This is a genomic window from Guptibacillus spartinae (assembly GCF_028610625.1).
Classification (GTDB): Bacteria; Bacillota; Bacilli; order Bacillales; family Guptibacillaceae; genus Guptibacillus; species Guptibacillus spartinae.
This window is the reverse complement of the sequence record NZ_JAQQWU010000005.1, coordinates 208052-221005: the sequence shown is the minus strand read 5'-3', so window position 1 is coordinate 221005 and position 12954 is coordinate 208052. Positions and strand designations below refer to the sequence as shown.

Here is a 12954-nt window from a genome sequence, read left to right as displayed (position 1 = left end):
TCACTACCTTTTTTGTGAAGCTTTTGCTAATGCCCTATTTTAAACTATCCAACGGTATACTACCACTATTTTTCATAGGCAAAACAAAGGAAGGGACATTTCGGCCGAAATGTCCCTTCAAAAATCTTATAGAAAGATGAAGTAAAGAATAAATAAGCCGCCGAGCGTATACATAATCGGGTGTACTTGCTTCCATTCTTTTTTTGCGATCATTGCAAAAGGATAAAGAATAAAGCCAAGTGCAATTCCTGTTGCAACGCTGAACGTAAGAGGCATCATGATGATCGTCACAAAAGCTGGAATGACGACTTCTAATCGGCTCCAATCAATCTGCTTGACCTCTGTTGCCATAAGGGCACCAACGATAATCAAAGCGGGAGCAGTTACTTCTGGTGTAATGACACCAAGTATAGGAGAGAAGAACAGCGCAATGAAGAAGCAGGCTGAGATGACAACGGATGTGAAGCCTGTTCGACCCCCAACGGCAACGCCAGCAGATGATTCAACGAAAGAGGCAGTTGTTGATGTGCCGAAGATCGCTCCGACAACACCTGAAGTTGAATCGGCAAGTAACGCACGACCCGAATTTGGAATTTCATTATTTTTCATAAGGCCAGCCTGACTGGCAACAGCGATAAGAGCACCCGCCGTGTCGAAGAAAGCAACGAATAGGAACGTGAAAATAACAGCTAGTATTTCAGGTGTAAAAATATCTCCTAAATGTTGAAACACCACGCCGAATGTAGGCTCAAGGCTCGGAACCTGTCCCACCACTGAAGTAGGAATCTGAACAAGCCCGATGATCATGCCAAGAATGGTGGTAATCACAATTCCATAAAAGATTCCGCCACGAATGCCACGAATCAGCATCATCAGTGTAATAACAAAACCAAAAGCAGCTAAAGCGGTTGTTGGCGTTGTTAGCTGACCGATTGAAATAAACGTTTCTTCGTTTCCGACGACAATGCCTGCATTTTTAAGCCCTACAAACGCAATGAAAAAGCCAATTCCAGCAGCTATGGCATGCTTAAGATCTTTTGGGATCACGTTAATAATTTTCTCGCGAATTTTCAATAAGCTAAGAATCATAAAGATAATGCCGGCAATAAACACGCCTGTAAGAGCAATTTCCCAATCAATCCCCATTCCGATGACGACGGAGAAAGTGAAGAACGAGTTAAGCCCCATACTTGGCGCGATCCCTACAGGGAAGTTAGCAAGAATTCCAATAAGCAATGACCCAACGATTGCAGATAGAGCAGTGGCAGTAAAGAGCGCTCCTTTATCAATGCCGGCTTCACTTAAGATAATCGGATTCACAACTAATATATAAGCCATGGATAAAAAGGTTGTTATCCCGGCTAACGTTTCCTTACGATAATTTGTTTCCCGTTCAGCGAACTGGAAGAAGTTTTTCATGGTAGACCCTCCTGATTCAAATAAAAAAAGCTCTGGCCAGAAACCAGAGCATCATCACAAGGAAATATGAAAATCTTCATAAATCCTTGTAGACAAGCCATTCTCGGTAGCTGGTAGAAACGTTCAGGCCCTATTCCTGAACTTATACAAGGTTTAGTCATATGATAAATTTATAACGAGAATCATAACAATGAAAAAAAGACGGGTCAATCGTTTTTGTTAATGTCTTAGTATTCATTGTTTTCTAATTTGCATTACAAATATAATAATAAATCTGGAAATGTTAAAAATTATGTAATTTGTGAGAATACAGAACGTAGGAGCCTATTTTATGGTAATGTAAATATAAGACAAATATAGAGGGAGAGCGCTATGTTGCTGCAGAACCTAGAAAACGAAATTCAGACGTTGCGAATGGTGCTTTATGATCTAGGACAAGACGTAGATGATTACTCAAGTGGGAAAATTCTTCTGTTGAGTAAACGATTAGATGAGAAAATTATTCAGTATCAAAAGCTAAAAGAATACAAATGCCATCATTAATACACTTTCCATAAAACGTAAAAAGGAGCATCCTCGTATTTAGAGGATGCTCCTTTTTGGGTTGGTTTATTTATTCATGTAGCGATCAACTTCCCATTGACTTACCATAAGGGAGTATTCGATCCATTCTTTTTCTTTTTCTTCAATATACACTTTTGAAGTATGGTCACCTAGAGCCTCCATAACAACTTTATCTTCACGAAGTGACTTGATCGCTTCCTTCAAGTTTGTTGGAAGTGTTGGTACATCATCTGTGTTAACTTCATAAAGGTTACGTGTTTCTGGTGCGCCAGCATCAAGATCATGACGGATCCCTTCAAGACCTGCATGAATAACGGCAGCAAGTGTAAGGTAAGGATTCGCTGTTGGATCCGGGTTACGAATCTCAAAGCGAGTACCCATTCCACGCGTTGTAGGTACGCGGATCATACAGCTTCGGTTCGAGTGAGACCATGCCACACTTACTGGTGCTTCATAACCAGGAACGAGGCGCTTGTATGAGTTAACGTTCGGGTTTGTAATGGCAGCAAGGCCATTGGCATGTGAAAGAATACCCGCCATAAATTGCTTCATCGTTTTCGAAATGCCGTCTGGATCGTTTTCATCGTAAAACGCGCTCTCACCTTCAGTGAAAAGGGAAAGGTGGCAGTGCATACCAGATCCGTTTTCACCAGCAATTGGCTTCGGCATAAACGTAGCATGGTAGTCATGGCTAGTTGCAACATCTTTCACAACGTTCTTAAACGTTTGGATGTTATCAGCCGCTTTAATCACGCTATCGAAACGGAAGTTAATTTCATGCTGTCCTTGCGCAACTTCGTGGTGAGAAGCTTCCATTTCAAAACCGAATTTCTTAAGCGTACGAACGATATCACGACGTACCTGATCACCTTTATCTTTAGGTGAAGCATCAAAATAACCTGCACGGTCATTCATCTTGCGAATTGGATAACCGTCTTTATCTAGTTTGAAAAGGAAGAATTCTGGTTCTGGACCAACGTTAACCGTATAGCCCATATCTTCAGCTTCCTTCATCGCTCTTTTCAAAATAAAGCGTGGGTCACCTTCGAATGGTTCACCATCTGGTGTATGAATGTCGCAAATAAAGCGAGCGATACAATCCTGATCAACAGCGTCCGGTAGGACTTTGAATGTTTCAAGGTCAGGGAAGAGATACATATCACTTTCCTGAATGTCAGAGAAACCAGCAATGGAAGAGCTGTCAAACATTGCTTCGTTGTTCATCACACTTTCCAATTCTTCAATTGGAAGTTCAACGTTCTTTGTTTCACCAAGCATGTCCGTAAATTCAAGTCGAATAAATTCGACTTTCTTTTCTTTTGCTTCCTTCATGATGTCCTGTTGAATACTATTCTTTGTTAATGTCATGGATTAATTAACCTCACCTTTAATTTTTTTGTTAGTGTTCATTCTAATGATATTTACAGATAATTGTGTTTTTATGTAAGGATACCTAACATAAAAGTTCAACACGAAATGATGACTTGAATATGTGTGTATTAATAACCTTAGTGAGAACGTCGTAAACCACTTTTTCTCTTGAAAGTTTTTCTAAAAGTTTTTGAAAACGCTAACAAGGTGCACCGCTTAGCGCTTTTAGAGAAGTAAAATGAATCACATCGTGTAGACATGGAGAAAAGAAGGTGCTATCATTCTAAATGATAATGAATCTCAATATCATTTAGGGGGTTACATACAATGAAAGCGACAAAAAAGAGAATTACTCTTATTTTGATGTTAATGCTCGTTCTTATACTAACTGCTTGTGGTAATGAGAACAAAAAAAGTGAAGCGGTTGAAAGCGGTGGAGAGATGAAAACCTTCACATTACCAGATGGACAGGAGTTTGACATACCAAAAAATCCTGAACGAATCGTGGCAACGGATTACGTTGGTTATTTCCTCGCGCTTGGAATGACGCCAGTGGGAGCACCAGATCAATTTGTGCTTGATAATCCTTATTTTACGGAAGAACAAATTGCAGGTATTGAAGATATCGGCACGCCACCTTCAGTAGAGAAGGTCACATCGTTAGATCCAGATTTAATTGTCGTAACGGATCAAGAACAATATGATCTGCTGTCAAAAATAGCGCCAACAGTGCTTATGCCGTTTGGAACATACGATTCTTTAGATGAAGAAGTAACCGCAATGGGTGAAATTGCAGGAAAAGAAGAAGCTGCGAAAGAGTGGATCAACCAATTCGATGAAAAAGCAGAAGCAGCAAGGGAAGAATTAGACGGTGTGATCGGTGAAGATGAGACGGTCGGGATATATGAAGTGCAAACAAAAGATTTCTATGTTTTTGGAGATAACTTTGGGCGCGGTGGTCAAGTCATCTATGATGCACTTGAGTTAAAAGCACCTGAGAAGATTCAAAAAGACGTGATTGAAGGCGATAACTGGAAAAAGATTTCGCTTGAAGTCTTACCTGAATACCAGGCAGATCATATGTTTTATACCGAGTATGCCGCTGAGGATAATCAAGATGTGCTAAAGGAAACGAAAGAAAGCGCCCTCTGGAAAAATCTTGACGCTGTGAAGAACGGTCATCTTTATGAAATGAATTTTGACAATATGTACTATTATGATCCAATCGCAGTAGAAGGTCAGCTTGAGCTAATCGTAAACACTTTAAAAGAAAACAATAAGTAAATATGAAGTCCTGGTGCCAGGTACCAGGACTAATTTTCACTACATAAAGCAAGGAGTCATCACATGTCAAAGAAAGCTGAACAGATGGCAAATACAATAGAAGGACAGCTCTCCGTTCAATCGCGACCTGTCATGGCAATATTCATTCTTGTGGCAGGAGGTGTGGGTCTGATTTTAAGTCTTGGGCTATCAATTGCACTGGGTGCTGCAGATATTAAATTGATGACGGTCTGGCAGGCAATCTTTCAGTTTAACCCAACTTCAACCGAACATTCGATCATTCGTGAGTTTCGAATGCCTCGATCTGTTGCCGACATCTTAATTGGCGCAAGTTTTGCCGTTGCTGGAGCAATCATGCAGGGAGTGACGCGAAATCCTCTTGCTGATTCCGGGTTACTTGGTTTAAATGCAGGAGCTACCTTGATGATGGCGCTTAGCTTCGCTTTTTTTCCTGGTCTATCCTATACCAACCTAATGTTCGTTTCTTTCATTGGTGCTGGAATCGGGGCAACACTCGTATTCGGTATCGGATCTCTCTCACGAAATGGTTTATCACCGGTTCGGTTAGTACTAGCAGGTGCTGCAGTTAGTGCCCTCTTTACAGCAGTTAGTGAAGGTGTTGCCATCCACTATCAACTCTCGCAGAATCTTGCTTTTTGGTTTGCAGGAGGCACTGCTGGTTTGAAATGGCCGCAAATTCAACTGTTGTTGCCATGGATTGTCATTGCGCTACTTGTAGCTCTCTTTCTATCCAAGTCCATTTCATTACTTAGTCTCGGAGAAGATGTGGCTGTAGGCCTTGGGCAGCGCACTAAATTAATCAAAGTGCTGGCTGCAGTTGTAGTTCTTGTTCTTGCCGGAGCTGCCGTATCTGCAGTTGGTCCAATTGGATTTGTTGGTCTGGTGATTCCTCATATCGCAAGGTTCCTTGTTGGTGTGGATTATCGCTGGATTGTTCCATGCTCCGCGGTTCTTGGCGGATTATTTATGATCGTTGCTGACATGGGAGCAAGACTCATCAATGCCCCATATGAAACGCCAATTGGTGCGATTTTCGCTCTTGTCGGTGTCCCATTCTTTCTATTCGTAGCAAGACGTGAAGGGAGGGAGTTGTGATGAATGGCGATTCTTTATTTTACGTCCAGCGGAAAAGAAACCGCAGGCGCTATGTGATGATGGGGATTTTCCTCTTCCTCATCATGGCAACCTTTTTTATTAGCTTAAATACAGGATTAACGAAATTAAGTCCTGGTGAGGTAGTGAAAACGTTGGTTGGGAGTGGCACAGAGAAACAGTCGTTAATCTTATTTGAATTTCGCTTGCCACGAATTGTGATTGCCATTCTGGTTGGCGCTGGTCTAGCCGTTTCTGGCTGTATCCTTCAAGGCATTTCACGGAATGCTCTTGCAGACCCGGGCATACTCGGAATCAATAGTGGGGCCGCTTTAATGGTTGTTTTATTTATCTCTTTTTTCCCGAAAACAACAGATGCGCCGATCTTACTTATGCCGTTTCTCGCATTAGTTGGTGGGTGTGTCACGGCCGTCATCATTTATGCACTCTCATATAGCAAAAAAGAAGGGTTAATGCCACAGCGGTTGATTCTAAATGGAATTGCGGTCGCAGCAGGTATCGGTGCTCTTATCACGATTCTAACGCTACGGATGGATCCCTTTGATTATCAATTTATCGCTGTTTGGCTTGCAGGGAAAATATGGGGGACGACGTGGGTTCATGTTCTCACACTATTGCCGTGGATCTTAGTATTGTTTTCTTTCATTTTCTATAAAGCGAGAACGCTAGATGGACTAAATTTTGGAGAGAAGCTTGCGACTGGAATGGGCGTGAAAGTAGAGAAAGAAAGGTTCTTACTTCTTGGTGCTTCCGTTGCCCTTGCATCTGCTTGTGTGTCGGTAAGTGGAGGGATTGGTTTTGTTGGTCTTGTTGGTCCGCATCTTGCAAGACAGTTAGTGGGAAATAATCATCGGTTTCTATTACCGCTATCGGCTCTTGCAGGTGCACTGGTTCTCTTAGTCGCTGATACGATTGGCAGAACGATTCTCGCACCATCTGAAATTCATGCAGGTATTATGGTGGCGATTATCGGAGCACCGTACTTTTTATATTTACTTGCAAGATCAAAAGCTTAGGAGGCGAACGATGTGAAAAATGAAATCTATGATGTGACAATCATTGGTGGAGGACCCATTGGCTTATTTACCGCTTTTTATAGCGGCATGCGTGAGTTAAAGACGAAGGTTATTGAATACCTTCCGCAAGTTGGCGGAAAAGTGACTTATTTCTATCCAGAGAAAATTCTAAGAGATATCGGTGGCATTCCTGGCGTCTCTGGAGCGGATTTAATCAAGCAGTTGAACGCACAGGCGAGCACCTTTGATCCAACAATGGTTTTTGGAGAGCGAGTAGATGGTCTTGAGCGGGGAGAAGACGGCACGTTTATTCTGACGAGTCACAACGGTGAACGCCACTACACTCGATCAGTTATCCTGGCAATTGGTCACGGTACGCTTGGCATGAAAAAGCTACCAGTTGATGGTGCGGAGCATTTTGAGGGGGGAAACCTTCATTATACCGTCGAGCGTGTCGAGGACTTTCGAGGAAAGCACGTGATGATATCTGGAGGAGGCGACTCGGCGATCGATTGGGCGAATCGACTTGAACCGATTGCAGATAAAGTGACGATCGTTCATCGCAGAGAGGCTTTTCGCGGTCATGAAAGTAGTATCACAGAGTTGAACAAATCGGAAACGCACGTGAAATGTTCGTGTTATGTCTCTGACGTGATTGGTAAAGAGCACATTGAGCAGGTTGTTTTGACTCATATTGACACCGGAGAAAAAGAAACGGTTTCGATTGATGCACTTCTTGTTAATCATGGCTTTGATCTCGACTTAGGCGGTATCCAAAATTGGGGCATGACGATGAACGATGGAAAAGTCGTTACCGATGCAAAAATGGAAACGAGTATACGCGGTGTTTTTGCAGTCGGAGATATCGTCACCTATCCACACCGATTAACGCTCATCGCTGGAGGACTTGCGGAGGGACCCAAAGCTCTAAATAGTGCAAAAGCGTTTCTTGATCCTGATGCAGAAGCAATGGCGATGTATTCAACCCATCACAAAGAATTTGCAGAAGTATAAGCGGAAGGAGTGAGCGTGGTGATTGAAACAGAAAATCTTAAGATCGGTTATCAGGACAAGATCATTGTGGATCAATTGAATCTAGCCATACCTGAAGGAGAGATTACAGCTCTTGTAGGGGCGAATGGTTCAGGAAAGTCGACCATTCTAAAAACATTATCCAGGTTAATGAAGCCCAAAAGTGGAACGGTCTATCTGGATGGGCGAGCGATCCATGAGCAAAAAACGCGCGATCTTGCGAAAGAGTTAGCGATTCTCCCTCAAAACCCTACAGCTCCAGAAGGTCTTACGGTGCTTGAACTTGTTACATACGGCCGCTTTCCTCATCAAAAAGGGTTGAAAGCACTAACGATTGAGGATAAAGAAAAGATTGCATGGGCAATTGAAATGACGGGGATTGGTGAATTTGCCAACCGTCCGATTGATCAACTGTCAGGCGGTCAGCGCCAGCGTGCCTGGATTGCGATGGCGCTTGCTCAGGATACGAAAATACTTTTTCTCGATGAGCCAACAACATTTCTCGATATGGCGCATCAGCTCGAGGTGCTTGAGCTTTTACAAAAGCTAAATGCTCAAGAAAAGCGAACGATTGTCATGGTGGTCCATGATTTAAATCACGCGAGTCGTTATGCGGATCACATCGTGGCGATTAAAAAGGGAGAAGTAATGAAAGCAGGAACGCCGATTGATGTGATGACGTCTGAGATATTGGAAGAAGTGTTTGGTGTTCGAAGCGACATCATATACGACCCACGTTCAGGTCAGCCGCTTTGTTTGCCTTATGGGTTGTGTGAAGACCAAGTTTACAAAATATCAACTTAACCTGCTCCTCTTATGGTGCAGGTTTTTTTGTGAAAGGATGATCTTCTTTTCTAGCGAATACCTAGTTATCGCTAAACTATAGGAGGGCATGATGATTAAAGAAATGAGAACGAAAAATCAGTGGCGTGAAGCATTTCGAGTGATGCAAGAGCTTCGTCAGCATTTGGATGAAAAGACATATCTTGATTTAGTTGAAGAAGCGCATCAGAAAGACATGTATCGACTCTATGGGCTTTATGATGGAGATGAACTTGTTGCGGTTACTGGATTTAAGCCGATGATTACGCTCTACTATGGAAGATTTGTCTGGGTCTGTGATCTCGTCACGAGCCTACAACACCGTTCGAAAGGATATGGAGGTAAACTTCTTTCCTTTGTTGAAAACTGGGCAGTAGAGAACGGGTATCAATCGGTGGCGCTATCGTCAGGACTTCAAAAGAAAGAAGCACATCGTTTTTATAGAGAAAAAATGTCTTATGATCAAGTTAGCTTTGTGTTTAGAAAGGAATTCATGGCGTAAACCTTTGTAAAGGCATGATCTTAACGAATTTCCATAAATCGGTGCTATACTTAGTCCAAGACAAATGAAGGATGTGGCGTAACGTGAGGAAACTAGGTAAAACAGAGTATGAGATTTCGCCAATTGGACTTGGAACGTGGCAGTTCAGTCAGGGAAGTGGGATGATCGGAAGTTACTTTTCAACAATCTCAGAAAAAGACATGGATGCGATTGTGAAAATGAGCCTTGATGGTGGGATTAACTGGTTTGATACGGCGGAAGCTTATGGAAAAGGAAAATCAGAGGAAGCCTTATCTGGTGCATTAAAACGCCTTGGGATTGAGGAAAAGGATGCGCTCATTGCGACAAAATGGTGGCCGCTTCTTCGGACGGCTGGCTCCATTTCAAGTACGATCCAAAAGCGGAAAGATGCTCTAAATGGCCGTCGAATTGACCTCTATCAGGTGCACCAACCGTTTTCTTTTTCATCTCCAGAAAAAGAAATGAAGCAAATGGCATCGCTTGTGAAAAAAGGCGATATTGGCGCGGTAGGTGTAAGTAATTTTAATCGAGATAAAATGGATCGAGCCATCCAAGAATTGAAGCGTCATGACATTGTGCTTGCATCCAATCAAATGAAATATAGCTTACTTGACCGACGGATTGAAACGAATGGAGTGCTGGACCTTGCTAAGCAAAATGGCATCACCATCATTGCGTATTCCCCACTCGAGCAGGGGATATTAACTGGAAAGTTCCATCAAAATCCTGAACTTGTCGCAAATCTTTCAGGCCCACGTAAACACATGACTCAATTTAAACCGCAGGGATTAGCTAAAACCTTGCCGCTAATCAATGTATTAAAAGAGATTGGGCATTCTTACGGTGTCGGAGCAGGTCAGGTTGCGTTAAATTGGCTCGTTCATTTTCATGATCATACGGTTGTGGCCATTCCTGGCGCGTCGAAGTTAAAGCATGCAGAAGATAATGTGAAGGTATTAGGATTTAAACTAACCCTAGAGGAAATGAACCGAATTGATGAAGAATCAAGGAAAGTCGCGAAGATGTAAAGAATACAACGCCGCAATCTCGGTCGATTGCGGCATTTGCTATTCTTTTTCGACTAATTTAAACCCAATGTAGCTAAGAGCGGCTTCAAGATTTTGAACGGTTTTAAAGTGAGGAAGCTGCTCATTGGCTACTTCCTGTTGGGCAATGGTCGGGGTAATCCCGGTAATGATCGTTTCAATTCCCATCAGTTGAATGGATTTGAAAAGGTCTCCAAGGGTTACTGGAAAATACCCATCAATAATTTTTAAGCCTGATAATTCTACTATAAAATGATTGATTTGCTGACTAGCACCATACTCTAGGACTTGTTGAATGATGTTCTCGGCTCTTCTTTCATCGATTACACCTTGCAGTGTTAAGATGGCAATTCCTTTTGTAATTGGAACGATTGGTACGCTTAAGAAATCCAAATTGTACTTAGTTTGATCGAGGTCAATGATGTAAGCAAGAATTTCAGCCATCGATTTTAAATAGGCGATATCTTCTTCACTAAATGCCTTCTCTTCTTTATCCATGACGCATAAGGTGCCGAAGATTTTTCCGTTTCGATCTGTTAATGAAACACCAAGAAATCCTTTTACTTTTAATTGTGACGTAACTTCTAGTTGTTTCGTGAACTCATCACGTTCTAAGTTGGGCGTATGCATGACACTACTTTCATTATTAAAAATTAAACGGCAATAGGTACCGCTATATTCTACAGCATATCCCTCTGGTATAATTTCTTCCCTTTCATTGAAAGAGCTTACAACAGTCATGGCGTCTTCTCCACGTTTCGTCACGTACGCGGTATTCACATTTAAACGATCGGTGATTAACTTAAATAATCGTTTAGAAGCGGTTTTCAGTGAATGAAACTCTGTTGAGTCTAGATTATATTCATTCGTCATACACAATTACTCTCCTTAAAACGATTATATGGAAATGAGTCGTCTCTCTTGTCCATTCTATAGTATGAAAAGCATTAGAAGCAAATTGTTGGAACTTTCTATATCGTTTATACGTAAATCTATTAGGATGAAAGGAGAGGGTTCATATGGAAAATCGTCCAAGGATAAAGGTTGATAAGACGCTCCTCCAAAAATGCATGGATATAGTAGCACTTACATTTCTGATTCTAGGCATCATCTATCTTTCGTTGGAATGGTCCGGAATACCGAATCGTGTTCCCGTTCATTTTAATGCAGCAGGTGAGGCAGATAATTGGGGATCAAAGACGGCTATTATTCTTATGCCTGGGCTTGGCATTTTGATATGGGGAGTTTTCACTATACTTGAACGCTATCCTCATAGATACAATTATGTGGTGAAAATTACTGAGGGAAATGCAGCTCTACAATATCGAAGTGCCGTTGTCCTCATGCGTTTTTTGAAAAATACAATCGCATTCTTGTTTGCCTATTTAACAGTGGAGTGTGTACAAATCGCAAAGGGATTGGAAGAAGGTTTGGTCTGGTGGGTGATGCCTCTCTTTCTTACGATGATCTTTAGCGCCATTTTTCTGTATTTGGTGCATTCGATTAGGTGGAGGTAGAGGATAATCTGCGAAAAATTCTAATTATAAGAAGTAAAGCGCATACAGTTCATAATCGTAAATAATTCATTGGTTTTTTGGGTGAATTCCCAAAAAAATCTGCAGAAATTCTCCTTCTGTGTATGGTATAGTGGAAAGGAAGTTTAAACTAAATACATACGTATGACATTCATACAGCTTATATGGTAAGGGCATCTTAAGTGGACGTCTTGATTAAGGTGCTGTATTGATCATGGAATAAACGAAAGATAAAGGAGCTACGCTATGCTACGCCAGGAAGAAGATGTGAAAGTGTTCGCTTTGAACTCAAATCCAGAGTTGGCTCAAGAAATTGTTGAGACGCTTGGAATTCAAGTTGGAAATTGTTCCGTTAAACGCTTTAGTGACGGTGAAATTCACATGAACGTTGAGGAAAGCATCCGTGGTTGCGATACATACTTGGTTCAATCAATCGCAGGCTCAGGAAATGATTACCTAATGGAACTCTTGATTATGATCGATGCATTAAAACGAGCATCTGCTAAAACGATTAATGTTGTGTTACCTTATTACGGGTACGCGAGACAGGATCGTAAAACAGGACCAAGACAGCCCATTACAGCAAAGTTGATCGCGAATATGTTGGAGCGTTCAGGCGCAACACGCGTACTAACAATTGATCTTCATGCGAATCAAATCGAAGGTTTCTTTAATATCCCGGTGGATCAGGTTTCCGGTATTCCCATCTTAGCTGAATATTTTGAGAAGAAGAATTTGGAAGATGTAGTGGTTGTGGCACCAGATAACAGTAGTGCGCTTCGTGCTCGTAAGCTCGGATCCTTGCTTGACGCGCCAATCGCTTTAATTGATCGTCGTTCCTATGATACAGGTGAACCATCGACAGTAAACGTCATTGGGGATGTGCGTGGAAAAACGGCGATTATCATAGATGATATGATTGATACGGGTAAAAATGTAACGTTCACTTCACGTATACTGGAAGAAAACGGCGTGAAGGAAGTTTACGCTACGTTTACCCACCCCGTGCTCTCCGGTCATGCAACGGAGGAAATTGCGGAGTCTACGATTAAAGAAGTGGTTGTAACAAACACAATTGCTCTTCCAGAAGCTGATGATCTTGAGAAAATTACGGTTCTTTCAATCGCTCCTCTGTTGGCAGAAGCGATTCGCATTGTGCAAGAAAAGCTATCCATTAGTCAAATTCGATAACGTTTTGAAGGGAACTG

13 protein-coding genes and 1 riboswitch are annotated in these 12954 nt (G+C 41.9%); of the genes, 10 read left to right on the top strand and 3 right to left on the bottom strand.

Annotated features, from left to right (window positions below; translation table 11 throughout):
• Positions 1–126 precede the first annotated feature (126 nt).
• Complete coding sequence (locus PQ511_RS11550) at positions 127–1419, bottom strand: NCS2 family permease (RefSeq protein ID WP_273852055.1); 1293 nt, start codon at positions 1417–1419, stop codon at positions 127–129.
• A 69-nt stretch (positions 1420–1488) separates the two neighbouring features.
• Positions 1489–1589: riboswitch (purine riboswitch) on the bottom strand.
• Positions 1590–1791: 202 nt separating this feature from the next.
• Here PQ511_RS11550 and PQ511_RS11545 point away from each other — a divergent pair.
• Positions 1792–1962, top strand: coding sequence for an aspartyl-phosphate phosphatase Spo0E family protein (locus PQ511_RS11545; protein ID WP_273852054.1), 171 nt, complete (start codon positions 1792–1794; stop codon positions 1960–1962).
• A 66-nt stretch (positions 1963–2028) separates the two neighbouring features.
• On the opposite strand, the gene glnA is transcribed toward PQ511_RS11545, so the two are convergent.
• The gene (gene glnA / locus PQ511_RS11540; RefSeq protein ID WP_273852053.1) at positions 2029–3351 is read right to left on the bottom strand and encodes a type I glutamate--ammonia ligase; all 1323 of its coding nucleotides are present in this window, start codon (positions 3349–3351) and stop codon (positions 2029–2031) included.
• Between the two features lie 330 nt (positions 3352–3681).
• Between glnA and PQ511_RS11535 the strand changes: the two genes are divergently transcribed.
• The 7 genes from PQ511_RS11535 (at position 3682) to PQ511_RS11505 (ending at position 10193) form a co-directional block, all read left to right on the top strand.
• Positions 3682–4638 carry an iron-hydroxamate ABC transporter substrate-binding protein gene (locus PQ511_RS11535; protein ID WP_273852052.1) on the top strand — a complete coding sequence of 319 codons (957 nt, stop codon included), beginning with the start codon at positions 3682–3684 and terminating at the stop codon, positions 4636–4638.
• A 63-nt stretch (positions 4639–4701) separates the two neighbouring features.
• A complete protein-coding gene (locus PQ511_RS11530; RefSeq protein WP_273852051.1) occupies positions 4702–5754 on the top strand; it encodes a FecCD family ABC transporter permease in 1053 nt (350 codons plus the stop codon).
• On the top strand, positions 5754–6788 hold the full coding sequence (locus tag PQ511_RS11525) for a FecCD family ABC transporter permease (protein WP_273852050.1): 1035 nt from the start codon (positions 5754–5756) through the stop codon (positions 6786–6788). The genes PQ511_RS11530 and PQ511_RS11525 overlap by 1 nt, the downstream gene beginning before the upstream one ends.
• A gap of 12 nt (positions 6789–6800) precedes the next feature.
• The gene (locus PQ511_RS11520) at positions 6801–7802 is read left to right on the top strand and encodes an NAD(P)/FAD-dependent oxidoreductase (protein WP_273852049.1); all 1002 of its coding nucleotides are present in this window, start codon (positions 6801–6803) and stop codon (positions 7800–7802) included.
• 18 nt (positions 7803–7820) lie between these two features.
• Positions 7821–8624, top strand: a complete 804-nt coding sequence (locus tag PQ511_RS11515) for an ABC transporter ATP-binding protein (RefSeq protein WP_420541688.1) — start codon at positions 7821–7823, stop codon at positions 8622–8624.
• A gap of 88 nt (positions 8625–8712) precedes the next feature.
• Positions 8713–9144, top strand: a complete 432-nt coding sequence (locus PQ511_RS11510) for a GNAT family N-acetyltransferase (protein ID WP_273852047.1) — start codon at positions 8713–8715, stop codon at positions 9142–9144.
• An 83-nt stretch (positions 9145–9227) separates the two neighbouring features.
• Positions 9228–10193 carry an aldo/keto reductase gene (locus PQ511_RS11505; protein WP_273852046.1) on the top strand — a complete coding sequence of 322 codons (966 nt, stop codon included), beginning with the start codon at positions 9228–9230 and terminating at the stop codon, positions 10191–10193.
• Positions 10194–10232: 39 nt separating this feature from the next.
• Here PQ511_RS11505 and PQ511_RS11500 read toward each other — a convergent pair whose 3' ends face one another.
• Positions 10233–11084, bottom strand: a complete 852-nt coding sequence (locus tag PQ511_RS11500) for an STAS domain-containing protein (RefSeq protein ID WP_273852045.1) — start codon at positions 11082–11084, stop codon at positions 10233–10235.
• A 146-nt stretch (positions 11085–11230) separates the two neighbouring features.
• Here PQ511_RS11500 and PQ511_RS11495 point away from each other — a divergent pair, with 146 nt between their 5' ends.
• The gene (locus tag PQ511_RS11495; protein WP_273852044.1) at positions 11231–11728 is read left to right on the top strand and encodes a DUF1648 domain-containing protein; all 498 of its coding nucleotides are present in this window, start codon (positions 11231–11233) and stop codon (positions 11726–11728) included.
• A gap of 264 nt (positions 11729–11992) precedes the next feature.
• Complete coding sequence (locus PQ511_RS11490; RefSeq protein WP_273852043.1) at positions 11993–12937, top strand: ribose-phosphate diphosphokinase; 945 nt, start codon at positions 11993–11995, stop codon at positions 12935–12937.
• Positions 12938–12954 lie beyond the last annotated feature (17 nt).

Bases quoted from the DNA above. Each gene is read 5' to 3' on its own strand.
- PQ511_RS11550 (WP_273852055.1), bottom strand. From the start codon at position 1,419: ATGAAAAACTTCTTCCAGTTCGCTGAACGGGAAACAAATTATCGTAAG.
- PQ511_RS11535 (WP_273852052.1), top strand. From the start codon at position 3,682: ATGAAAGCGACAAAAAAGAGAATTACTCTTATTTTGATGTTAATGCTC.
- PQ511_RS11530 (WP_273852051.1), top strand. From the start codon at position 4,702: ATGTCAAAGAAAGCTGAACAGATGGCAAATACAATAGAAGGACAGCTC.
- glnA (WP_273852053.1), bottom strand. From the start codon at position 3,351: ATGACATTAACAAAGAATAGTATTCAACAGGACATCATGAAGGAAGCA.
- PQ511_RS11525 (WP_273852050.1), top strand. From the start codon at position 5,754: ATGAATGGCGATTCTTTATTTTACGTCCAGCGGAAAAGAAACCGCAGG.
- PQ511_RS11510 (WP_273852047.1), top strand. From the start codon at position 8,713: ATGATGATTAAAGAAATGAGAACGAAAAATCAGTGGCGTGAAGCATTT.
- PQ511_RS11500 (WP_273852045.1), bottom strand. From the start codon at position 11,084: ATGACGAATGAATATAATCTAGACTCAACAGAGTTTCATTCACTGAAA.
- PQ511_RS11545 (WP_273852054.1), top strand. From the start codon at position 1,792: ATGTTGCTGCAGAACCTAGAAAACGAAATTCAGACGTTGCGAATGGTG.
- PQ511_RS11490 (WP_273852043.1), top strand. From the start codon at position 11,993: ATGCTACGCCAGGAAGAAGATGTGAAAGTGTTCGCTTTGAACTCAAAT.
- PQ511_RS11495 (WP_273852044.1), top strand. From the start codon at position 11,231: ATGGAAAATCGTCCAAGGATAAAGGTTGATAAGACGCTCCTCCAAAAA.